Source organism: Sphingobium vermicomposti (assembly GCF_011762025.1).
In the GTDB taxonomy this organism is placed as follows: Bacteria; Pseudomonadota; Alphaproteobacteria; order Sphingomonadales; family Sphingomonadaceae; genus Sphingobium; species Sphingobium vermicomposti.
The window spans coordinates 665,749-688,017 of the sequence record NZ_JAASQR010000001.1; the positions used below are offsets into that span (position 1 = coordinate 665,749).

General features: G+C 60.9%; 18 protein-coding genes and 1 tRNA gene. 14 read left to right on the forward strand and 5 right to left on the reverse strand.

Features of this window, described 5'->3' with window-relative positions; genetic code table 11:
- Window positions 1-10 precede the first annotated feature (10 nt).
- From FHS54_RS03260 to FHS54_RS03285, 6 genes are all read left to right on the forward strand, one after another.
- Window positions 11-1,069 (forward strand): phytanoyl-CoA dioxygenase family protein, encoded by a 1,059-nt coding sequence (locus tag FHS54_RS03260; RefSeq protein ID WP_167302338.1) that lies wholly within the window; start codon window positions 11-13, stop codon window positions 1,067-1,069.
- A 357-nt stretch (window positions 1,070-1,426) separates the two neighbouring features.
- Window positions 1,427-2,158, forward strand: a complete 732-nt coding sequence (locus FHS54_RS03265; protein ID WP_243855591.1) for a TetR/AcrR family transcriptional regulator — start codon at window positions 1,427-1,429, stop codon at window positions 2,156-2,158.
- 498 nt (window positions 2,159-2,656) lie between these two features.
- The gene (locus FHS54_RS03270; RefSeq protein ID WP_167302339.1) at window positions 2,657-3,451 is read left to right on the forward strand and encodes a phytanoyl-CoA dioxygenase family protein; all 795 of its coding nucleotides are present in this window, start codon (window positions 2,657-2,659) and stop codon (window positions 3,449-3,451) included.
- Window positions 3,452-4,200: 749 nt separating this feature from the next.
- Window positions 4,201-5,061, forward strand: a complete 861-nt coding sequence (locus FHS54_RS03275) for an NAD(P)H-binding protein (RefSeq protein ID WP_167302340.1) — start codon at window positions 4,201-4,203, stop codon at window positions 5,059-5,061.
- A 282-nt stretch (window positions 5,062-5,343) separates the two neighbouring features.
- A complete protein-coding gene (locus FHS54_RS03280; RefSeq protein ID WP_167302341.1) occupies window positions 5,344-6,102 on the forward strand; it encodes a hypothetical protein in 759 nt (252 codons plus the stop codon).
- 143 nt (window positions 6,103-6,245) lie between these two features.
- A complete protein-coding gene (locus FHS54_RS03285; RefSeq protein ID WP_167302342.1) occupies window positions 6,246-7,550 on the forward strand; it encodes an NtaA/DmoA family FMN-dependent monooxygenase in 1,305 nt (434 codons plus the stop codon).
- 439 nt (window positions 7,551-7,989) lie between these two features.
- On the opposite strand, the gene FHS54_RS03290 is transcribed toward FHS54_RS03285, so the two are convergent.
- Window positions 7,990-8,079: transfer RNA gene (locus tag FHS54_RS03290), tRNA-Ser, on the reverse strand.
- A 124-nt stretch (window positions 8,080-8,203) separates the two neighbouring features.
- On the opposite strand from FHS54_RS03290, the gene hspQ reads away from it, so the two are divergent.
- The 3 genes from hspQ (at window position 8,204) to FHS54_RS03305 (ending at window position 11,387) form a co-directional block, all read left to right on the forward strand.
- The gene (hspQ, locus tag FHS54_RS03295) at window positions 8,204-8,575 is read left to right on the forward strand and encodes a heat shock protein HspQ (RefSeq protein ID WP_167302343.1); all 372 of its coding nucleotides are present in this window, start codon (window positions 8,204-8,206) and stop codon (window positions 8,573-8,575) included.
- The gene (locus FHS54_RS03300; protein ID WP_167302344.1) at window positions 8,538-9,362 is read left to right on the forward strand and encodes a GDSL-type esterase/lipase family protein; all 825 of its coding nucleotides are present in this window, start codon (window positions 8,538-8,540) and stop codon (window positions 9,360-9,362) included. The genes hspQ and FHS54_RS03300 overlap by 38 nt, the downstream gene beginning before the upstream one ends.
- A gap of 90 nt (window positions 9,363-9,452) precedes the next feature.
- Window positions 9,453-11,387, forward strand: coding sequence for an OPT family oligopeptide transporter (locus FHS54_RS03305; protein ID WP_208404772.1), 1,935 nt, complete (start codon window positions 9,453-9,455; stop codon window positions 11,385-11,387).
- A gap of 10 nt (window positions 11,388-11,397) precedes the next feature.
- Here FHS54_RS03305 and FHS54_RS03310 read toward each other — a convergent pair whose 3' ends face one another.
- Window positions 11,398-14,040, reverse strand: a complete 2,643-nt coding sequence (locus FHS54_RS03310) for a M1 family metallopeptidase (protein ID WP_167302346.1) — start codon at window positions 14,038-14,040, stop codon at window positions 11,398-11,400.
- 163 nt (window positions 14,041-14,203) lie between these two features.
- Window positions 14,204-14,671: a preQ(1) synthase gene (queF, locus tag FHS54_RS03315; RefSeq protein WP_167302347.1), complete on the reverse strand. Its 468-nt coding sequence runs from the start codon at window positions 14,669-14,671 to the stop codon at window positions 14,204-14,206.
- A gap of 100 nt (window positions 14,672-14,771) precedes the next feature.
- Here queF and FHS54_RS03320 point away from each other — a divergent pair, with 100 nt between their 5' ends.
- The 5 genes from FHS54_RS03320 to FHS54_RS03340 all read left to right on the forward strand — a co-directional run bounded on the left by FHS54_RS03320 (window position 14,772) and on the right by FHS54_RS03340 (window position 19,968).
- Window positions 14,772-15,965: a hypothetical protein gene (locus FHS54_RS03320; protein ID WP_167302348.1), complete on the forward strand. Its 1,194-nt coding sequence runs from the start codon at window positions 14,772-14,774 to the stop codon at window positions 15,963-15,965.
- Between the two features lie 81 nt (window positions 15,966-16,046).
- Complete coding sequence (sseA, locus tag FHS54_RS03325) at window positions 16,047-16,892, forward strand: 3-mercaptopyruvate sulfurtransferase (RefSeq protein ID WP_167302349.1); 846 nt, start codon at window positions 16,047-16,049, stop codon at window positions 16,890-16,892.
- On the forward strand, window positions 16,889-18,112 hold the full coding sequence (gene metC / locus FHS54_RS03330) for a cystathionine beta-lyase (protein WP_243855593.1): 1,224 nt from the start codon (window positions 16,889-16,891) through the stop codon (window positions 18,110-18,112). Before sseA ends, metC begins: the two co-directional genes overlap by 4 nt.
- Window positions 18,109-19,374: a mechanosensitive ion channel family protein gene (locus tag FHS54_RS03335; protein ID WP_167302351.1), complete on the forward strand. Its 1,266-nt coding sequence runs from the start codon at window positions 18,109-18,111 to the stop codon at window positions 19,372-19,374. Before metC ends, FHS54_RS03335 begins: the two co-directional genes overlap by 4 nt.
- Before the next feature lie 81 nt (window positions 19,375-19,455).
- Window positions 19,456-19,968, forward strand: coding sequence for a sterol desaturase family protein (locus tag FHS54_RS03340; RefSeq protein ID WP_167302352.1), 513 nt, complete (start codon window positions 19,456-19,458; stop codon window positions 19,966-19,968).
- On the opposite strand, the gene FHS54_RS03345 is transcribed toward FHS54_RS03340, so the two are convergent.
- The gene (locus FHS54_RS03345; RefSeq protein WP_167302353.1) at window positions 19,965-20,834 is read right to left on the reverse strand and encodes a class I SAM-dependent methyltransferase; all 870 of its coding nucleotides are present in this window, start codon (window positions 20,832-20,834) and stop codon (window positions 19,965-19,967) included. The two genes, FHS54_RS03340 and FHS54_RS03345, sit on opposite strands and share 4 nt — an antisense overlap.
- Window positions 20,831-22,231, reverse strand: coding sequence for a threonine synthase (gene thrC, locus FHS54_RS03350; RefSeq protein WP_167302685.1), 1,401 nt, complete (start codon window positions 22,229-22,231; stop codon window positions 20,831-20,833). Before thrC ends, FHS54_RS03345 begins: the two co-directional genes overlap by 4 nt.
- Window positions 22,232-22,269: the final 38 nt, after the last annotated feature.

A 22,269-nucleotide genomic window follows, 5' to 3' on the forward strand; every position in this document is an offset into this window, starting at 1 on the left:
TTGACAATAGTTGAAAATAATCAACTATCGGGAAGTGCCGATCCTACGGCAATCAGAGAGCCCCGCCGCAGGGAAGATTTGGTCGGCGGAAGGCTCAATATCGCAGCGCCGGCATCGGCAGACACGAAACGGAGATATTGATATGGCAGTTGGCGACTCCCTGTCTATGGACGAATATAAACTGACTCTGGCGTCTCCGGCGAAGGTCGTGCCGCTTGATCCGAATCTGGTCCTGCCGAAGCCCACGCCCGACATTGAAACCGCTAAGGCCGACCTGAAGAGAGCTGGTTACGCGATCCTTACCGATGTGTTCCCGGAGGAACTGGTGCGCACGGCGCGTCAGGTTCTCGCCGACGAGATCAAGCGCGAAGAGGCGATCGACGAAAGCCGCGTAGCCAAGTTCTTCGTCGATCCTGACGCCAAGAACCGCCGGCTGAATCGCTTGCCCGATCGCCACGAAGTCTTCCGGCAGGTCCTGGAACATCCCGTAGTTCTGGAACTGACGAAGCATATCCTGGGCCCGACGGTCCTTGACGAAAGCTATCTGGTGCACAGCGTCGATGCCAACGTCACGCGGCCGGGAAGCGGCGCGCAATTCATCCATCTCGACGCCAGCAATGGCGTGGGTCATGCAACCCCGAACCAGTCGCGGTTCATCTGGTGCCTGGACGAGTTCGCAGAAGAAAATGGCGCAACGCGCGTCGTGCCAGGCAGCCACCTGTGGAACCCCGAAATCGACCCCACGGGCGCCACGACTTACGAGTCTGTTCCGGCCGAAGCACCCGCTGGCTCCCTCATCATCTACACGGACATGCTGTTGCATGGCACGGGCGCGAACATCTCCGAAAACCGCGAGCGCGCGTCGATCAACTTCGGCATCACCACGCCCTGGTGCCGTCCTTCGATCAACTTCCCGCTCGTCCTCGATCCGGAAGTGATGAAGAACACTTCGCAAACGCTGCGCCAGTTGCTTGGGTACAGTTCGGTGATGAACGGTGGCGACTATCCTTGGGAAAGTGCGCCGGAATCGATCCGCTCGCTCTGCGTGCCGGCGAAGATGGCCTATTGAACCAGGTAAGAATCAACTGTGTATGAACCCCCGACGCGGCGATGAGCCGCGTCGGGGGCCTATATTACAGTAGCGATTTTATTCTAATATGGTCTCGCCATGCAGCGGCTTGACGCGTGCACCGCGAACATGACCCAGCGATGGGCTTGATACGTCGCTGAGCAGGTTCATTGCGACGCGCCTGACGTCCTGAATGGATCAACGGGTCAGCCCTGGGTGAAAGTTAGCCGCGGCCTTTTGGATGGCGTCAGTTAGCTTGCAAGTCGGGCCGCATCTCGTTGCACATCCACGTCACCCTCAGCGGCAAGCCATAGGCAAGCCTTGATCGATTGAACCTATGGGGTTTAAGGCAGTGCCATGATTAAATCCCGTGACAGCGACCTTTCGATGGACCTGGGCATTGTGCGCCCGGGAAAGTCATCTCATGGCTCAAAGACCGTTGACAGAATACTCCAAGCTGCCGTCAATGTTCTGATTGAAGAAGGATCCGCTGCCTTTACCCTGAAAAGGGTCGCAGCGGAATGCAACATGCAGATCGGCAACGTTAGTCGTCATTTTCCTCGGAAAGAGATGCTCGTCCAACTGCTTTTACATGAGATTCTAACCTCAGCCGATGATCTGCTGAAAAAGCATGTGTACCAGTCTGCAATGTCAGCAGAAGAGGCGCTGACTCTTATCATTACAGGAACCATGGAAGGTGCCAAAACAAAGGGCACGACCCATTTAATGACTGAACTTTGGGCGATGAGTAATCATAATGAATTCGTGGCAGAGCGCATAGAATCATTATACCGCCATGTTCATACCTTGATTGGCTCATTCGTAAAGCAGCTGAATCCTTCCCTTAACGCAGATGAAGTGGAAGCTGTGGCGCTGTTCATCAATACCACCATGGAAGGTGCTACGGTGCTTGCGGGATATCATAAGCCCTGGGAACCGAAGATGCCTCTCATGAAAGCTATCGCCGCACATTCGCTGATCACAATGGTGAAAACCATCACCTCCGACGATATACAGCGGCTTATTAAGCCCTCTTTGCACCCTGCAGAATCCGACATTGGTTCCGATGCCCAACTCATGCCGGAGTAATTAAGTTAGAGCATAATCCGATCATACCGAACCGGACATGCTCTATGCAGCGTCGTTGCCGTCGGGCGACCGCTCCCAGCCACAGCTCACGCTAGCATTAAGCCATGTTGCCTGTCCTTCGGGACTCAGCCTTGCACAGGCTTGACATAAAGTTGATCTTGTTCAACATCTCACATTCGTTGAGTCGTTTTGACATTGCAGGCAATCAGGAAGCGCTGGCTCATTCTTGTCTGAGCAGCCGTCCAAGGCAACCAAGGGACCAAGAGTGTGAAAACTCAGCGCACGCCGACCCCAGGCACGAGGTTGTCGATATCAGCTTTTCGTCAAGCGCCAAAAACCATTCACCGCGCGTGAAGCGAACATGTGGTCTTTTCGGTCAGCATCAACTGGCCATGAAAGCGCGCCAACATCGCTGCGGTGCCATCCACTTTGCGACCGGCGCAGATGATTTCTTCAATTTCAGAATGCAAAAATGACATGAACCGAGGAGAATTTGTGATGAAGCTACAACATTTACCTAATACAGCCACGGTTGAAGAAGCTGCGGCGGTAATCCGCGAGCATGGTCATGTCATTATAGATGAACTGGTTCCGGGCTCCGTTATAGATCAAGTCCTGGCGGACATGCAGCCCTATATGGAATCCACCCCATATAGCGAGAATGAATGGTTTGGTAACGGCTCCCAGCGTATCGGAAATTTGATCGCTCGGTCGGAGACTGGCCGCGATCTCGTCATGAATCCGCTGGTAGTCGGGGCGGTGAAAGAAATTCTTAGCCATGCGCCCCTCGTCCAGCTCGGCGCAACTGAAATGATCTCATTGAAGCCGGGTTGCCCAGCTCAATATATTCACCAGGATGAATTGACTTTCGACAGCTTCCCCTTCCCGGATGACTACGTCGTTTCCTGCAATACCTTGTGGGCATTGACGGAATTCACGGAAGAAAATGGTGCCACGCGCGTCGTTCCGGGTAGCCACGCTCGCCCCCGTGCCGAATATACGATGGAAGACACATTGCCGGCAGAAATGGCTCGTGGATCCGTGATGATTTTCACGAGCAAGCTTTTTCACGCCGGGGGCAGCAATCAATCGGACAAGGTTCGGCGCGCCCAGGCGATCAACTATTGCGTGGGTTGGGTCCGGCAGGAGGAAAATCAGTTCCTCGCCTGTCCCCAGGATATTGCACGAACCCTTCCAGACGATCTTCTGAAGCTGATGGGGTATCAGATTGGCTTTGGCTATGGACACGCCGGTGCGCAAGCGGACCCGCTTGAGGCGCTTCGACAGGGCTAAATTACCCAGGTTCTGACATTGTCGGCTTTTCAGCTGTCGTTGTGAGAGTCGATATAAGCATGCGTTTCTTGGAAGCCGCAGCCCAGCTGACGATCACCTCTGAGTAGCTTTGCAAACTAGTGGTTCAACCGGAACGGAAGAGTTCGGCTTCAGCCGGGTCTTCGTTCCGCCAGGTTGAACCGTGGCAAGGATATGGCTGGTGGATCGGCTCGACATTCCGGGATCGGAAATGCCGAAGTCGATCCACTAGTAGTCCAATTTTGAAATATGCGGCCGCCCTATCCGGTCAGCAGGATGCAAATGCGTTTCCGATGTGAAGCGGAATGGAATGAACTGGCGGCCCTGTCGCTCCACTCCAGCAGGGAATGCCTTGATCATAGCGGCGATCGCCTCTTTAGCGGAAAAGCTATCGAAATCGCTTGACAGAAAGTTGATAGAATTCAACATATGTAAATGTTGATAGGAATCAACTATAGAGAGCTAAAGCTGGATGGACAGCGCCGATCGAGCAAGCCATCTGAGGGGATGATAATGAGCTGCCAGACTAAGAACTCAGTGCGCTCCAAGCTCGTCTGTGCAACCCCCATTTTGGCGTCGGCAAGCAGCACCACCACGAATTCAATCGACATGCGACTTGGCTAGAGCATTTTCGAAGCAGACGGATTCATATGATAACGCGGAAGATGCTGAAAAAATAAAAGAAGAATTTGGCATGATCCGATTACACTCTAGTAGAATAGGCTTTGAAGATGAAAATCGGGATTAGTGGAGCCGGTGGGCATTTAGGTACGGCCGTTTTGAAGCGGTTGCGCGAATTGTCCGGCGAACATGAGGTGGTCGGAATTTCTCGCTCGCCGCAAAGCGTGCAATATGCGGATGAAGCGCGATTTGGCGACTATGACGCTCAGGGCAGTCTGCGGGAAGCCTATCTCGGCTTGGACAGGTTGCTGATCATACCGACGCTGGATCTTAGATATGGCGCTCGGGCCCGGCAACTGGTTCATGCTGTAGACGCGGCGCTGAGCGCTGGCGTGGGGCATATCATTCTCATTTCCGACATCGGCACGCGTGAAGAGCCTGAACCCCATATCGGGGCGGCCAGTTGGGTAGGTGAGCAGCGTCTCATCAAATCTGCGCCTCGATGGACGATACTTCGCGCCAATTATTTCATGGAATCATTTGCTCGGGAGGTCGCGCTGTCGACCGTAACGGGGCGGATGGCCGAACTTGGTGACGGGCGCGTCGCATTTGTAAGCAGAGATGACGTGGCGGCAGCAGCGGCAGCTATCCTCGTCGGAACCGGGCACTCTGGAGCGATCTACAATGCCACGGGGACCGAAGCGCTGTCCATCGCCGACCGGGCGCACCTTATAGAACAGGTCGCAGGCAAGCCCATTAATGTCATCCAGACGTCTATGGAGGAACTTCGGCAGGAACTGGAGCTTGCGCAAATTCCTGAGGAATATCTTGCCCTTGCTTTGGAGATCAAACGAAAGACGTCCGAAGGTGTTTATGACCTCGTGACGGGTGATGTCGAGAGACTGTCGGGTCGTCGTCCGATTTCCCTCGGTGATGTTCTTAAAAACTATCTTGTCGAAAGCGCCTTATGAGGTCGCTTATCGCAACATTCTATGTTCCGCGCACGTTCGAAGGCGCGTCGCGCACCCTGCGCCAACTGCTTGGATATGGGTCTGTAGTGAATGGATTTGACTCGCCTGGGAACTCGGCACCGGGAGTGCTTCGTTCCCTGACGACGACACCCACCATAGAATATTGAAAGCTAAGCAATGCCGGTAAGAGGGCACTATTGAAATAATCGTCTGGCGAAGTCCCGTTAGGGGGAGTGACATGAGCGATAGAGCCCGGTTCCGCGCAAATGAGGAAGGCAGCATATGCATACCGCTTTTTCATTAAAGGGCTCGATGTTCCAGATCGAGTTGAATGGCCAGCCGGCGAACAGTGAGGGACTGCTCGACTGGCGACCCGACGATCGGCTGGGTGTTGTTCTTCGCTCGCCCCTGAGCGCCTTGGGCGCCAGCATGCTGATGCAGTTGGTAACTACCGCTTATTATGACGTACGCCCCAGCCGGAGGAAGGCACCGCATTACGCAGAGATATATCTATTCCACGCTGGTGAAAGCTATGGCGACTTCTCAAGCTTCGATGTGACGCCTCACCGCGAACTCTTTCTCCCTGCAGACCCGGCAGCGCTGATCGAAGCCATCAATGATCGCGCGATCACCCATTTGGCCGTCCCAGACGGTGCACCCACCAATTCGACTTTCCCCTGGAGTGAACCGGAAACAGCGCGCGATCGCATTCGGCACTGCTTCGCCTACGCCGCCGATGGGCGCGTCCGCGATGCCGATGTCGCTATCATGTCGTCAGAACCCTCCGTGCGTCACGATGTCGACCTTGCACTCAACCCGATGGCGCTTGTCGACAATATCGAGCGCTACATCGACCAAGGCGACGAAGACATTCAGCTCTTCTCAAGAAAACTGGCCCAGCGCGTGCGCAGTCGGATAAACGAAATCAGCGAAGACGACAAAGCGACCGCAAAAGCACATCATGAGGACAGCTGGCAGGATGGCGTAATACGCCAGACCTTCCGAAAGATCAGCGTCGATGATGCGCTGTCCCTGCTTTAACCACGGCGGTCTTGTGATCAGTCAAGATCAGAAAAGGCACATGGTGCTGAAACACTGAACCACAATGCCGGGACCATCGGCGATCGTATATTTTATCCCTATCCCTTCAAAGTGAAATTATCGGAACAATCAGGAGATTAATTATGGGGCACGTAAAGTTTCACCTTGGATATTTCACGAAGTTCGGTGCGACGTCATGGCCGGGCGACGGCAAGGAATTCGGCTCGAACTGGATCGACGGTTCCTACCACAAGGAACTGGCCAAGATGCTGGAGGCAGCCAAGTTCGACTTCGTCTTTTTTGAAGATACATTGATCGTTGGTGACAGATATGGCGGCTCCATGGAGCTCGATCTGAAGAACGCGACGCTGGCCCCTAAGCTTGATCCGATCCCGCTGCTGCCGGTGATGGCACAGGATACGTCGCATATCGGCCTGATCGCGACCGCTTCGACGACTTTCTATCCGCCCTATCTGCTGGCCCGGCTGCTCTCGACCGTGGACTCCCTGACGGGGGGACGTGCGGGTTGGAACATGGTCACGTCCAGCGAGAAGAATGCCGCACTGAATTTCGGCATGGACAAGCTGCTGCCGCCGACCGTCCGTTATGACATCGCGGACGAATATGTCGATCTGGTCAAGCAGCTATGGGATTCCTGGGAAGAGGGCGCGCTGGTCGCCGACCCTGAGACTGGCGTGTATGTCGACCACACCAAGGTCCACACTGTCGACTTCGTGGGTGAGCATTTCCGCTCGCGGGGGCCGCTCAACACCGTCCGCTCGCCGCAGGGCTATCCCGTGCTTGCACAGGCGGGCGCATCGGAACGGGGCCGTGAATTCTCGTCCAAAAATGCGGAAGTCGTTCTGGGCATGATGACCGGCGGCGTTCCGGGAATGAAGGCCTATCGCCAGGATATCCGCGACCGCGCCGAGGCGCAGGGCCGTAATCCCGACGATATCAAGGTCATATTCCTGACACCAGTCAACATCCTTCCCGAAGGCGTAGAAAAGCCGGAGATGACCGAGGCCGAAAAGCAGGTTTCGTTCGAACATAATATCGTGATGGCGTCGTCGTCGCTGGACGTGGATTTCTCGCAGTACGACCTCGACGTGCCGGTTCCGCAGGACATCGTGGCGGGCGGACATACCAGCGCGCTCGATTACATGAAGAAGGCCGGGCGAGAGGAAGGCAAATCCATCAGGGACCTGTTTTCCGTCGGCAAGGGCGCGAGCGGTATGGACTTCAGCGGCACCGCGCAGCAAGTCGCCGACAAGATGATGGCAGTCATGGACGAGGTGGGCGGCGATGGCTTCCTGATCGAAGGGTCGGGCTATAATCGTCAGCTTCCCCAACTGGTCGATGAACTAGTACCGGCACTGCAACAGGCTGGAGCCGTCCGCACCGAGTATACCGGCAAGACGCTGCGCGAAATTTTGCGCGAATTCTAGGACGTCGCGACAGGCAGAGACCGGCTGCCCGTGTGCCGCCCAGAGCATGGTTCGACCTGATTGAGTCGGATCATGCTCTAGCCACAGCGCAACCACGGTCCTTGCGCTGCCGCTAATTCGCGCACCTGCACCTCAATCGCAAAGCAGCCACTATCGGATGTTTACTATCCGATGGCCAAATTACGAATATATTCCCAAGCTTACTTGACCTGATGAACGTCAGGTCCCTCTCGTCACTTGCACCGGCGTGCCAATATCCATCCGGCATGCCTTGATCCGATCCAGGGCCGCTGACTGGATTCGCAACAGATCGTTCGTTCTCCGGGAACAAGCAAGCAGAAGCGACCAAACCACATTGTTGTAACCCGCATTGTAGCAGGACAGCTAAAAAGAGACGGTGGATCAGATTGTTACGAGAAAACGGCGAATCGGAAATTTATGGCGGAGAGGGAGGGATTCGAACCCTCGGTACCGTTTCCGGCACGCCGCATTTCGAGTGCGGTGCATTCGACCACTCTGCCACCTCTCCGCAGAAGGTCTGGCGAATGCCATCCCGGTCGAGCGGCGGCCATTAGCGAATGAATACCGGATTGCCAAGCGGCCTGGACCGTATTTTTCTTGTAACGCCGCAAGAGCGTCTTAAATTGATAGGCATGACCGACCTCACCCGCATTATCGGAGCCGATGTTACCGCGCCGCCTGTTGTCCACGCGCGTTTCAGCATTGGCGACATCGTGAAGCACCGGCATTTCGGTTTTCGCGGCGTCATATTCGACATCGACCCCGTGTTCGCCAACAGCGAGGAATGGTATCAGGCGATCCCGGAAGAATCGCGGCCTGACAAGCATCAGCCATTTTATCACCTGCTCGCCGAAAATGGTGAAGCCAGCTATGTCGCTTATGTCAGCCAGCAGAATCTGGTCGTCGATGACAGCGACGAACCGGTCGACCACCCGGCGATAGGCGGGATGTTCGGCACCTACGCCAATGGCAAATATCAACTGCGCCCGCTGCATCGCCACTAAAGCCCGTCCGGCGCATAGGCGCAGTTTGGCGGCACTGGTGGCGCTGCTGGTGCTGGCTTGTCCGGTCGGCGTTATGGGCAAAGCGGCTGAAGCGGCCAGTCCGGCCCGCGTCAACGCTGATCCGACGTTCCCCTTTTCCAACGAAATCGCCGCCTTCGCCAGGGCCGATGCGGCGGAACCCGCCCTCTCCAACGCCGTGCTGTTCCTGGGCAGCTCCAGCATTCGCCTCTGGGACACGCGCGCGAGCTTCCCAGACTGGAACGTCGTTAATCGCGGCTTTGGCGGGGCCACGACCGACGATGTGCTGCATCATTATCCCCGGCTACTCCCCCGCACGAAGCCCCGTTCCGTGCTGATCTATGTCGGGGAAAATGACTTGGCGGCGGGTGCCAGCACGGACGCGGTCGCGCGCGATGTACTGACCTTAGTCAAACAGCTGCGGGCCAGCTATCCGACAGCGCGGATCGCCTATCTGTCGCTCAAACCCAGCCCCATAAGGTGGACACTCTGGCCCAAGATGGCGGCAGTCAACATGACCGTCGCCGCGCGCAGCCGGGTTGCCGGTTTCGACTATCTGGATGTCGCCGGATCCCTGCTGGCCAGTGACGGCCTGCCCGATGCGTCGCTGTTCCGGCGCGACGGCCTGCACATGAACATGCGGGGCTATCAGCGCTGGACCCAAGTGGTGCAAGGCTGGCTGCGAGAGGCCCCGGCCCCCGCCCCGCCACCTGCCCCCGACAATGCCCTGCGCGGGCATCTGGACCGGATTTCTTCACTTTCCAATTGATCCACGGCCAAGTAACATTATTACCATGTCGTTGATAAGGCGTGGACGAGGGGAAGAGCCGTGACGACCGATGAGACCAAAGCCGCGCCGATGGCGGAATTGACGCTACGCGGCGTGGTGCTGGGCGCGATCATTACCGTGCTCTTCACCGCCGCGAACGTTTATCTCGGCCTCAAGATCGGCCTGACCTTCGCCACGTCGATTCCAGCCGCCGTCATTTCCATGGCGGTGCTCCGCCTGTTCGCCACCGGCAATATCCTGGAAAATAACATCGTCCAGACGATAGCATCGGCCGCGGGCACATTATCCGCCATCATCTTCGTCCTGCCAGGGTTGGTCATCATCGGCTGGTGGCAGGGCTTTCCCTATTGGCTGTCAGCCTTCACCATCGCGCTGGGCGGCATATTGGGCGTCATGTATTCGGTGCCGCTGCGCCGCGCGCTGGTGACAGGGTCGGACCTTCCTTATCCCGAAGGCGTAGCCGCCGCCGAAGTGCTCAAGGTCGGCGCGGGATCGCGTGAGGGGCTGGAGGAAAACCGGCGCGGTCTGGCCGCCATTGTCATGAGCGCGCTGGCTGCCGCCGCCTTTTCAATTGCCGCCAAGACGAAGCTGATCGCGGAAGAAGCGGCCACTTTTTTCAAGCTGGGGGCCGGAGCGACATCCGTCTCCACCAGTTTTTCCATGGCGCTGATCGGCGTCGGTCATCTTGTGGGCCTGTCGGTCGGGGTCGCGATGTTCGTGGGGCTATTGATCAGCTGGCTGGGGCTGGTGCCCTGGCTGACCGCGCCCCTGCCAGCCGGTGCGGATCTTGCCGACGTGGTCGGGACCACCTTTCGCACGAAAGCGCGCTTCATCGGCGCGGGTACAATCGGCGTGGCCGCCATCTGGACCTTGCTCAAAATTTTGGGGCCAATCGTCAGCGGCATCCGGTCCGCCATCGCCGCTGCAAAAGCGCGCAAGGCGGGCGGCAACGGCCTGCTCGACCTGACGGAACGTGACCTGCCCATCGGCATCGTCGGCGGCACGATCATCGCGTCGCTCGCACCGATCGCGGTGCTGCTCTGGTATTTTGCGCAAGGGGGGCCGATCGCCCTCAATCCCATCCCGATCGTCATACTGACGCTGGCATATATCATGGTCGCTGGCATCGTCATCGCGGCGGTCTGCGGCTACATGGCGGGCCTGATCGGCGCGTCGAACAGCCCGATCTCTGGCGTCGGCATCCTTGCCGTGCTGGGTGCGTCGCTGATCCTCGCCGCCATTTACGGGTCGGGCGGAGACCCTGCGGAAACGCAAGCGCTGATCGCTTATGCGCTGTTCGTCACGGCCATCATTTTTGGCATCGCCACCATTTCCAACGACAATCTTCAGGATCTGAAGACGGGTCAGCTTGTGGGCGCGACCCCGTGGAAGCAGCAGGTGGCGCTGGTGCTGGGCGTGATTTTCGGCGCGCTGGTGATCCCGCCCGTGCTCGACCTGCTCAACAGCGCATTCGGCTTTGCCGGTGCTCCAGGGGCGAAAGCCACCGCCCTGCCCGCGCCCCAGGCGGCGCTGATCTCCGCACTGGCGAAGGGCGTCTTGGGCGGTGATCTGGATTGGTATCTGATCGGCGCGGGCGCTCTGATCGGGGTTGTCGTTGTGGTGGTGGATGAGCTTCTGGGCCGCGCGGGCAAGCTGCGCCTTCCGCCGCTCGCGGTAGGCATGGGCATTTATCTGCCGATGGCGCTGACCCTGCTGATCCCCATTGGCGCGACGATCGGCCATTTCTACAATCGATGGGCACGGCGCCAGTCCGACCCTGACTTTGCCGAGCGGATGGGCGTGCTGATGGCCACCGGCTTCATCGTCGGGGAAAGCCTGTTCGGGATCGCCTTTGCGGGCATGGTCGCCGCGACCGACAGCGACGCGCCGTTGGCTCTGCTCACGGAAAACCGCTGGGCAGTGCCGCTGTCGCTGCTGATCTTTGCCGCCGCCGTCGGCGCGCTTTACACGCGCCTCAGGCGTCAGGCGTCACGTCCCTTCTAAAGTTGTTCGCTCATTTACGAGCGAACCAGCCGATCAAAGCAGGCTTCAGCCGCGCCCGCGTTTCGATCCGCGTTTTGATCGCAGAGATGGAGCGATCCACCACCTTGCGCGATTCCGGCGTCAGATGCTGGCTGGCATAAGCGTCCAGCTTCGTCGCCATCGCCGGGTCAGCCGATCCGCCGCCCAGTCGCGCAATCGCCTGCGACCGGGCCGACACGTCGATCAACGCTTCATATTGCTGGCGGTGCGCCAACACATAATCGACCGCCAGCATCGGGTGCGCGCCACCCACCTGAGAGATGATCGCCGCGCTGGTCGTCTTGCCCGGCTCATCGGTCAGCGCCAGGTCTAGCGCCTTGCGCGACAGCGCCTCATCCTTGGCCGCGCCCAGCAATGCGAACAGCGTGCTCTTTTCCAGATCCGACTTCGCGCCATTAGCCATGGTCCGCAGCCGGTCCCAGGTCGCCCCATCACCGTTTTCCGCGATGATCCGCAGCCATATGTTGCGCAGCGGCCCGTCCAGCGCGGTGGGATCGCTGGCAAGCGCCGCGAAGCGCCGGTTCGCCTCACCCACCACCGCCGTGTCACCCATGCTGCCAAGCGCCCCGACCAGCGCGGATCGAAGCACGGGAACCTGCGGCCCTTCACCCCCCTTGGCATCATAGCCAATGTTGGAAAGCATCGGCGTCAGCTTCTTTGACGCATAGGACGCGACCTTCGCCTGCGCTGGCTTGTCGCCTTCCAACATGGTGTAGGCACTGCTGAGATAGCCCGGCACCTCCGCCAGCACCGCGGGACTCGCCACCGCAGGAACGGCATCGATCAGGTCCAGCGCCAGGCCGATGGGCTGATAGCCGCCCAGCCCAAGCTGAAAATTGTCGGCGAGAAGACCGGTCTGGTCGATGCTGGCAAGCCGGGTGAAATCCTTGGCCAGCGCCTTCACATTCGCCTGCGGATAGAGCGAGCGATAATAGCCCGTCTGCCCCGCATTGATCACATAAGCGCCGCATCCGGGCAGCGTCATCTGCCCCTGCCCTTTCAGGATCAGCCGCTGTTCCTGCCCGCCCAGCACCTGCGCCTTGATCGGCACGTTCCAACTGAGCGGCACCTTGTCCTTGCGATCGCGGCTGAACTCGCTTTGGCTCAACCGCAGCAACGTGTTGCCACCGCTGCACTGGGCGCTATCCACCTTCACCAGCGGAATGCCGGGCTTGGATGTGAAGTCGTGGGCGATGGCAACCAGTCCGGTCGCTCCGGCACCCTCGACCGCTTTCCACAGGTCATCCGTCACCGTGTTCCCATAGGCATGGGCCTTCATGTAGCTGCGGATGCCGCTGCGCCACACATCTTCGCCCGCATAGCCTTCCAGCATGGTGATCACCGCCTCACCCTTTTGATAGGTGATCGCGTCGAACGCCTGATTCACTTCCTCTACCGTGGCGATTTTCTGCACGACGGGGTGAGTGGTCGCCAGCGCGTCCAGACCCATGGCTCGCTCCCGTCCCTCAACCCGCGTCAACAGCATTTCCCAGTCGGGGTTCAGCTTGTCCGTGACCTTGGTCGCCATCCAGCTGGCGAACCCTTCATTCAACCACAGATCGTCCCACCAGGCCATGGTGACAAGGTCGCCGAACCATTGATGCGCCATTTCATGCGCGACGATCTCATAGATAGTCCGCTTCGTTTCTTCGGAGGTGAAACGCGGATCGACCAGCAACGCCCGCTCGAAAGTAAAGATCGCGCCCCAATTTTCCATCGCGGAGAAAAACTGGCTCTGTCCCGGCCCGGCGACATTGTCGAGCTTGGGCAGCGGGAAGGGCACGCCGAAATAATCGTTAAACCACGGCAGGATCGCCGCCGAAGCGTCGAGCGCCAGTTGCGCCTTGCCGCTATTACCCTTGCCGGTGATCACGCCGACTTCGGTCGCGCCAGCCATCTTGGTCGCGCGTTCCAATTCGCCCAGGCCAAAGAACAGCAGATAGGACGACATTTTAGGGCTGGTGCCAAACGTCACCTGCGTCTTGCCGCTGCCCAGATCCTTCGACGCCCGCACCGGCATGTTGCTGACCGCCAACTCCCCGGTGGGAATGATCGCCGTCAGGTCGAATGTCGCCTTGTAGCTCGGCTCGTCAAAGCTGGGGACGAAACGGCGCGCATCAGGCGCTTCGAACTGGGTGAAAAGGGCGCGCTTCGCCTTGCCAGCATTGTCGGTATAATCAAGCGCGAACAGCCCGTTCGCCTGCGTGTTGATCACGCCCGCATACACGATGTCGAGCTTGTAGCTGCCGGGCTGCAATGGCTTGCCAAAATCGAAGGTCGCTGTCTGCGCATCCGCGTTCAGCCGGACGCTTCCCTTGACCGCCTTGCCCTTTGCGGGGGTCAGCTGGACGTCGCTGATGGTCAGGTCCGCTGCATTCAGCACCAGCGCGGGCAGCGGCTGAGTGACGGCCAGGTCAATCGTCACCTTGCCGCTGAACTTCAGGTTCGACACATCAGGGGTGACGGTGATCGCATAATGGCTGGGCGCGGCACCGCGCGGCAGTTGGGTCGTGATATTGGGCGCGGGGCCTGCGGAGGCCTGCGCAAGTGCAGGCTGCACAAAAGCCATCGGCGCAGCGGCCAGCATCAGCGGGAGAATTTTCGCAAAAGACATCAGGTTCGCAACTCCGACACGTTGGAACGGCGCAGCCACAACGGCACAGCGCCATGATAGTTGCGGGATCGAACCTTTCGCCGCGCCGGTCAAGCGCGGTCGTCCGCCCGCAATCTCGTTGGTCGAACGTAATTATTCATTTGTCAAACAGTGCGGTAGAATGTCAGCCGCGCCCACGATAACCCGGCACGTCCTGCGGTGGCAGCCACAGCCCGGCGGGCGGTTCGTCGGATTGCCAGAAAACGTCGATGGGAATGCCGCCGCGCGGATACCAGTAACCGCCGATGCGCAGCCAGATGGGCCGCATTTCGGCGAACAGCCGCTCGCCAATGCCGACCGTGCAATCTTCATGGAAGGCGGCATGGTTGCGGAATGAACCCAGGAACAGCTTTAGCGATTTCGATTCGACGATCGTTTCACCCGGCGCATAGTCGATGACGATATGGGCAAAGTCGGGTTGTCCGGTGACGGGGCAAAGCGACGTGAACTCCGGCGCGGTGAAGCGCACCAGATAAGGTTTCCCGGGGCGGGGGTTTGGCACATAGTCCAGCACCGCGTCCTGCGGATGCGCGGGCAGCGCGCTGCTCTGGCCAAGATGGATCGGTTTCGATAGGCTGGGCTTGTCGGTCATGTCCGGCCATCTACGTCATTGCACGCATAATGTCATCGTCTCGCCACATTGCCCGATTGTTCACATCCCGTTCAGCGGGCTGCCGCCTTGGCTGCGGCTCATGATGTCGCATCCCGCCTTGATAGTCATCCTGCCGCTGCTGCTGGCCACGCCCGCGCTGGCGCAGCAGCAGGACGCCGCCGATCCGGTGTTCACCCTCCCCCGCACCGGCCAACCGCAGGCGGACCCCAATCGGCAGGGGCCGGAACTCGACGTCTATCGCGGCGCGCCGGTTCAGCTTCCGCCGCCGCCCGTGACCGTACCCACGATCACGCCGCCGCCGCCAGTGGTCCAACCGCCCCAACCGCCCCAACCTTCGACCGACACTCCCCCCGCCGGTGAACGGCAGCGCCCCGCCGCGCGTCCCGCGCCCCCAGCTACCGCGCCCAGCCAGCCTACACCGGAACAGGACACCGCGCCGAACGAACCGCCGCCCATCGTTCAACCGCCGCTTCCCACCCCGCAAGCGGAACCGGCAGCGCCCGCGCCGCCGGTCGATGCTTCGCCCCAGCAGCCGAACGACGGCTTTCCATGGATTTGGGCCGTAGGGGCGCTCGCGCTGCTGGCCGGGGCGATCGGTGCAGCCCGGCTGCTTCGCCGGAAAGGTTCTGACGACGCTGGCACGCTGGATGCAAATGCGGAAGAAGAGACAAGCGCACTGCCCATAGCTGAACCCCAGCCCGCGCCTCCGCCAAAGGCTCCACCGCAACCGCCAGCGCCTGCACCACCCACGGGTCCGCGTCCGTGGATCGACCTGACGATGGAGGTGCGCGGCGCCCGCCTGTCCTTGATGGGGGCGACCATCGATTATGTGCTGACCCTGCACAATCGCGGCGACCGCCCGGCCGAAGACATTCTGATCCGCAGCCTCATCGCCAATGCCGACAATGATCAGCAGGCGTCGCTCCAGCAATTTTTTGCCGGTTCTACCGGCCTGCCGACTCATTCCGTCGTTTCCGTGATGGCGGGCGAAAGCCACAGCGTGAAAGGCGAGCTGCGGCTACTGCCGGACCAGATCGCCCCCCTGCGGATGGAAGGCCGCACTTTGCTGATCCCGTTGGCGGCGTTCGACGTGCAATATCGCTGGACAGGGGAACAGGGTGCTCCGGGTTCGGGTCGAACGGGCCGGGCATTCATCATCGGCCAGGAAAAATCGCCGCCCGCCGACCGGTTGGCGCCGTTCAGGGCCGACCTTGGCCCGCGCCAGTTCCCGACGCCGGGAAGCCGCGCGACCGCTCTCACTCTCTCCAGCTGAACGGGGCGGGCGGGATAATCCCCTTCCCACTGACCCCGCCCGCTCCTAGAACGATCAGAACGGCACTCAAAGAGGGGCGGCATGGACATATTGGTTTCCACCAGTTGGTTGGCGGGACAGCTTGGCGAAAGCGATTTGCGCATCGTCGACGCCAGCCTGTTCCTGCCGGGCGATCCGCGCGATCCCCGCGCCGAATTTGAACAAGCCCATATCCCCGGATCGGGCTTTCTGGACCTGCCCAGCCTTTGCGATGCAGATGACCCCCGGCCCGGCATGCTGCCCAGTGACGAATATATGACCGAACGCTGCCGCGCGCTTGGCATCGACAACAACAGCCGCATCGTCGTCTATGACAATAGCCCGACGCACAGCGCGGCGCGTGGCTGGTGGATGATGCGCCTTTATGGCGTGGGCGCGTCAGCCTCCATTCTGGACGGCGGCATGCCCAAATGGCTGGCCGAAGGAAGACCGGTGGAGAGCGGCTGGCCCGTCGTCCCGCGCGGAAACGCCGTCGCGCGCCGCGCCGAAGGGCAGGTGCGAACCAAGGAAGATCTGCTCGCCAACCTGCAGGGCGGACCGGCGCAAATCGTCGATGCCCGCAGCGCCGCCCGCTTTTCCGGGGAGGATAAGGAACCACGTCCGGGCATGGCGTCGGGCCATATTCCCGGCTCGCGCAACATTCCGTCATCCACTCTGTTCAAATCCGACAACAGCATGAAGACAGGGGATGAATTGCGCCGCCTGTTTGCGGATGCGGGCGTCGATTTCGACCGGCCCGTGATCACCAGCTGCGGCAGCGGGGTAACAGCCGCTATCCTGCTCGCGGGACTGGAGATTCTGGGTAAGACCGACGTCACCCTTTATGACGGCAGCTGGTCTGAATGGGGTCTGGACCCGGCCACGCCCAAGGCGGTGGGACTGGCATGACCAGCAGGGGTAGCGGCAAGGACGGGCGGCGACCGCTCACCAAGCTGGCGCAAGCCGGGCGGAAACCCGAATGGACCAGCATGCCCGACCAGCCCGGCGGCATCGTCAACCCGCCGATCTGGCGCGCATCGACAATCCTTTACGAAGACGTCGCCCATCTGCGCAAGGCAGCGGGGGCAAGCACGCATGAGCGGCTCTTTTACGGGCGGAAGGGCACGCCCACGGCATGGAGCCTGGCCGATGCCCTGACGGAGATGGAGCCGGGCGCGGAGGGCACCATGCTTTTCCCGTCGGGCGTGGCGGCGATTGCCTGCGCGCTGATGGCCGTGCTGAAACCGGGCGACCAGCTGCTGATGGTCGACAGCGCCTATGATCCCACGCGCAATTTCTGCGAACAGATGCTGCGGCCACTCGGCATAGAAACCGTCTATTACGACCCGACAATCGGTGCTGACATCGCCGACCTTGTCACCAGCGATACCCGCGCCATCTTTCTGGAAAGCCCCGGCAGCCTCACCTTCGAAGTGCAGGACATTCCCGCCATCACCGCCCTCGCCAGGGAAAGGGGCATCGTCACCCTGCTGGACAATACATGGGCGACGCCGCTCTTCTTCCCGGCCCTTTCGCACGGCGTCGATGTGTCGATCCTGGCCTGCACCAAATATATTGTCGGCCATAGCGACGTGATGATGGGGTCCATCACCGCGACGCCCGCGCTCCTGCCGGCCATCCGCCGGTCGGCCTATCTGTTCGGACAGATGACCAGCCCCGACGACGCATGGCTGGCCTCACGCGGATTGCGGACATTGGGCGTCCGCCTCCTGCAACATCAGGACAGCGCGCTGACGGTCGCCAACTGGCTGGCGGACCAGGCCGACGTGGCGCGTGTGCTCCACCCCGCTTTGCCATCCTGCCCCGGCCACGATCTGTGGCGGCGCGATTTTACCGGCTCCAGCGGCCTTTTCAGCTTCGTTCTGAAGGGCGGCGACGAACAGGCCCGTGCGGCGCTGATCGATGGCCTTACCCATTTCGGCATCGGCTATAGCTGGGGCGGCTTCGAAAGCCTTGCCCTGCCAGTCGATCCCGCGCGCCACCGCACAGCGACCCAATGGGCAGCAGAAGGCCCCGTCGTTCGCCTCAATATCGGGCTGGAAGACCCAGCCGACCTCATCGCCGACCTGGATCAGGGCCTGGCCCGGTTTCGCGCGGTGCGTGGATGATGACGGGGCTGCCCGACCTGCTGGCGCTGTTGCCCGGTGACCGGGCGATCGTGCATCCGCTGGTGGCGCTGGCGCTCGCGACCCTCGTCTATCTGGCCGCCGATGGCCTGGCCCATATCGCCGCCGCACGCCTCCGCCGCCGCTTCACCTCGCTGGGCGAAGCGCTGGACGGGCATCTTCGCCCCATATTGCGCCATGCTTTGGCTGGCGGACTGCTCGCGATCTGCGTGGCCCTATGGCCTGCGGACGGGCTGGCCCATCTGATCCTGGGTGGAGCGCTGGCGCTGGCCATGGCGCTGCTGGCCTGGCACATCCTGCGCAGCCTCGCCATTCCGCAACCGGCGGCCGTCCCGCTCGTCCTGCTGCTGTTCGTCATGGTCCTGTCGGGCAGCAGCGGCGGCTTCGCCCCCGTTGCGGACATGCTGGACGAAATCGGCATCGACCTTGGCAAGCGCCGCATCACCCTGCTCGGCATTTTCAGCATGGCGGCGATCTGCGTCGCCCTGTTCGCGGCGGTGCGCCTGGCCAACCGGCTGGTGGCGCGCAGCATCGCCCATACCCAGGGGCTGGACCCCACGCAAAAGCTGCTCGCGCAAAAGCTGGGCGCCATCGGTGCCATAGTCGTCGCCTTTTTCGTGGGCATCGACCTTCTGGGCATCGATCTGACCGCCTTCACCGTTTTTTCAGGCGCGCTGGGCCTAGCGGTCGGCTTCGGCCTGCAAAAGACTTTCGGCAACCTGATCGCAGGCATCATCCTGCTGATGGACCGCTCCATCAAACCGGGGGACATCATCGTCGTCGGCGAAAGCTTTGGCTGGGTGAACAAGATCGGCGTGCGCGCCGTGTCAGTGATCACGCGCGACGGCAAGGAACATCTGATCCCAAACGAAAATCTGATGACGCAGGAGGTTGAGAACTGGTCCTATTCGGACCGCAACGTCCGCGTGCGGATTCCCGTGGGCGTCGGTTTTGACAGCGATCTTCAGCTTGCCCAGCAACTCATGTTGCGCGCGGCACAGGAAAGCCCCCGCGTGCTGCGCAATCCCAAGCCCAATGTCTGGCTGACCGCCTTTGGCGAAAACCGCGTCGAACATGACATATTGGTGTGGATCAGCGACCCTGAAAGCGGCGTCGGCAACGTCAGGTCGGACGTCCTCAACCGGCTGTGGCTGCTGTTCAAGGAAAATGACATCACCATCCCCTATCCACAGCGCGTCCTGCACCAGGCCGATGGCACGGTACCCTCTGCTGAGCGGGCCTGACCAAGACCCTATCGACCCGCGCCTCTTTTCTCCGCCGCTTTACGGGTCGCCGAACCCGGCTTGCCGCTCTATATATAGCCCATGTCGCCCATGCTTTTGCTGCTCATCTTTCTCGCCACGCTCGCCGCGATGGAAGGCTTCGCCTACGTCATGCACCGATGGGTGATGCACGGCCCCGGCTGGTTCCTGCATGCCAGCCATCATCGGCCACGTCCCGGAATGTGGGAGGCGAACGACCTTTATTTCGTGATCTTTGCCCTGCCCTCCATCCTGCTGTTGCTGGGTGGGGTGCAATGGGACTGGGGTTCATGGGCAACCGCCTGTGGCGCAGGGATCGCAGCCTATGGCATGATCTATCTTGGCTTCCACGACATCATTGTCCATCGCCGCATGACGCACCGCTATGTCCCCCGCTCCCGCTATATGAAGCGGATCGTGCAGGCCCATCGGCTGCATCACGCGGTCGGCACCCGGCTGGGATGTGTCAGCTTCGGCTTCCTCGTCGCGCCGCGCCCGGAACAGCTGAAACGCGAACTCGCCCGCAGCGGAGCCGCGATCCGAAAAGCCCCTGATTACGAAAAAACCGAAGCCTAACGCTTCCAGCGCGCCCAAATCGCCGTGGGCAGCAACAGCCCCCGCGCCTCTTCCCGCACAGCCAGTTCACCCGCCTCGACCGTGCCTGGCAGGTCGGCAAAGGCCTGCCGCACAAGCTCCCCGATCGCGAGCGCGGACATGCGCACGGCATAGACCGTCAGGAACAGAAAACGGCTGTCGGCGTCCAGAAGCTGGCGGCAATTGGAAATAAGCCCCGGCAAATCCTCTTCCAGCCGCCAGACCTCCCCATCGGGGCCACGGCCATATTTTGGCGGGTCGAGCAAAATGCCGTCATAACGCCGCCCGCGCCGCACTTCGCGGCTCACAAATTTCGCCGCATCATCGACGATCCAGCGGACCGGCTTGTCCTCCAGCCCTGATGCAGCCGCATTGTCCCGCGCCTGCGCCACCGATTTCTTGGACGCATCAACATGCACCATCTGCGCGCCCGCCGCAGCCATCGCCAGCGTGCCGACGCCCGTATAGCCAAACAGGTTCATGACCTGCGGATCGGGCTTGTCCGAAACCTGATCGCGCATCCAGTTCCAGACCGGCGCCATGTCGGGAAAGAAGCCGAGGTGGCGAAACGGCGTGCAACTGGCCTGAAAGCTCACTTCGTTCCAGCGCAGCGGCCAACCACGCGGCGGCACCGGCTGGTTATGCACCCAGCGGCCACCGCCATCCTCATCGGCCCCCGGAACAAACTCGCCATCCGCGCGCCAGTCCGACCCCGCCGGAGCCCACATCGCCTGCGGCTCAGGCCGGATGAAGCGAAAGCGGCCATAGCGCTCCAGCTTGCGGCCATGCCCCGAATCGATCAGCCCATAGTCTGGCCATGGCTCGCCAATGAGTGTCTGCAGGTTCATGCCCGCGGCGTGGCGCGCTCCGCGACATAGGCGGTCACGGCCTCAAATGTTCCGGGCAGCTTGGCGCAGGCCTCCTCACGCGAAAACAGGTCGCCCATGCGCGGCGGCAGCGGCGGGCGGATGCCCATCGCCCGCTCGACCGCATCCCGGAACTTGGCCGGGTGCGCCGTCGCCAGCGTCACCACCGGAATGCTGGGGTCCAGCTCCATCGTGCGCGCGGCGGCCAGGCCGATCGCCGTATGCGGATCGATCACCTGGCCCGCGGCGTCGAACGCCCAGCGGATGGCCATGTTCATGCCATCGCCATCGACGCGCGCCGATGCGAACAACTCACCAGCCCCGGCGCGCTGGGCATTGGTCAGGCGCATCGCGCGACTGGTTTCAAACCCCTTCATCTGCTCCGCCAGCGCAACGCCGTCGCGCCCCCCCGCTGTGAACAAAAGGCGTTCGAAATTGGAGCTGATCTGGATATCCATGCTGGGCGTCGCGGTCTGCACGACCTGACCCTGGCTATAGTCGCCCTCTGTCAGAGCGCGATGTAGGATGTCGTTGACGTTGGTGGCCACCATCAGCTTGGCGACAGGCAGGCCCATGCGCGCCGCGACATAGCCAGCGAACACGTCGCCGAAATTACCGGTCGGCACGGAAAAGGCCACGGGCCGCTCTGGCGCGCCCAGACGGACAGCCGCGTAGAAATAATAAACGACCTGCGCCATCAACCGCGCCCAGTTGATGCTGTTCACCGCCGACAGGTTGAATCGCTTGGAAAAGGCGGCGTCGTTGAACATCGCCTTCACCAGCGACTGCGCATCGTCGAAACTGCCTTCGATGGCGATATTGTGCACATTGGGCGCGCGCACCGTCGTCATCTGTCGGCGCTGAACGTCGGATACCCGACCTTCAGGATGCAACATGAATATGTCGATCTTCTCGCGCCCGGCGACGGCGTCGATTGCGGCGGACCCCGTGTCGCCAGAGGTTGCGCCGACGATCGTCAAGTGATCATCGCGGCGGGACAGGAAACGTTCGAACAGCTGGCCCAGCAGCTGCAGCGCGACATCCTTGAACGCCAGCGTCGGGCCGTGAAACAGTTCGAGCAGCCAGTTGCGGTGGTCGAGTTGGACCAGAGGCGTCACGGCCTGATGGCTGAACCGTCCGTAAGCGGCGGTGCACAGTTCCCGCAGCTCGTCCTCGCTCAGCGATCCGGCGACATAGGGGGCCATGACGCGCACGGCGGTTTCGACATAGGACAGGCCCGCGAGCGCGCGGATATCGTCGGCTGAAAAGCTCGGCCAGCTTTCAGGGACGTACAGCCCGCCGTCGGGCGCCAGCCCAGCCAGCGTCACATCTTCGAAACCCCGCGCAGGCGCGCTTCCCCTGGTGCTCACATATTGCATGATGGGAAAGCGCGGTAGCGGCGCAGCGGCCATGGAGC

Excerpts from the sequence above, each read along its gene's own strand:
- FHS54_RS03265 (WP_243855591.1), top strand. The coding sequence starts at position 1,427 with ATGATTAAATCCCGTGACAGCGACCTTTCGATGGACCTGGGCATTGTG.
- FHS54_RS03270 (WP_167302339.1), top strand. The coding sequence starts at position 2,657 with ATGAAGCTACAACATTTACCTAATACAGCCACGGTTGAAGAAGCTGCG.
- FHS54_RS03275 (WP_167302340.1), top strand. The coding sequence starts at position 4,201 with ATGAAAATCGGGATTAGTGGAGCCGGTGGGCATTTAGGTACGGCCGTT.
- FHS54_RS03280 (WP_167302341.1), top strand. The coding sequence starts at position 5,344 with ATGCATACCGCTTTTTCATTAAAGGGCTCGATGTTCCAGATCGAGTTG.
- FHS54_RS03285 (WP_167302342.1), top strand. The coding sequence starts at position 6,246 with ATGGGGCACGTAAAGTTTCACCTTGGATATTTCACGAAGTTCGGTGCG.
- hspQ (WP_167302343.1), top strand. The coding sequence starts at position 8,204 with ATGACCGACCTCACCCGCATTATCGGAGCCGATGTTACCGCGCCGCCT.
- FHS54_RS03300 (WP_167302344.1), top strand. The coding sequence starts at position 8,538 with ATGGCAAATATCAACTGCGCCCGCTGCATCGCCACTAAAGCCCGTCCG.
- FHS54_RS03305 (WP_208404772.1), top strand. The coding sequence starts at position 9,453 with ATGGCGGAATTGACGCTACGCGGCGTGGTGCTGGGCGCGATCATTACC.
- FHS54_RS03310 (WP_167302346.1), bottom strand. The coding sequence starts at position 14,040 with ATGTCTTTTGCGAAAATTCTCCCGCTGATGCTGGCCGCTGCGCCGATG.
- queF (WP_167302347.1), bottom strand. The coding sequence starts at position 14,671 with ATGACCGACAAGCCCAGCCTATCGAAACCGATCCATCTTGGCCAGAGC.
- FHS54_RS03320 (WP_167302348.1), top strand. The coding sequence starts at position 14,772 with ATGATGTCGCATCCCGCCTTGATAGTCATCCTGCCGCTGCTGCTGGCC.
- sseA (WP_167302349.1), top strand. The coding sequence starts at position 16,047 with ATGGACATATTGGTTTCCACCAGTTGGTTGGCGGGACAGCTTGGCGAA.
- metC (WP_243855593.1), top strand. The coding sequence starts at position 16,889 with ATGACCAGCAGGGGTAGCGGCAAGGACGGGCGGCGACCGCTCACCAAG.
- FHS54_RS03335 (WP_167302351.1), top strand. The coding sequence starts at position 18,109 with ATGATGACGGGGCTGCCCGACCTGCTGGCGCTGTTGCCCGGTGACCGG.
- FHS54_RS03340 (WP_167302352.1), top strand. The coding sequence starts at position 19,456 with ATGTCGCCCATGCTTTTGCTGCTCATCTTTCTCGCCACGCTCGCCGCG.
- FHS54_RS03345 (WP_167302353.1), bottom strand. The coding sequence starts at position 20,834 with ATGAACCTGCAGACACTCATTGGCGAGCCATGGCCAGACTATGGGCTG.
- thrC (WP_167302685.1), bottom strand. The coding sequence starts at position 22,231 with ATGCAATATGTGAGCACCAGGGGAAGCGCGCCTGCGCGGGGTTTCGAA.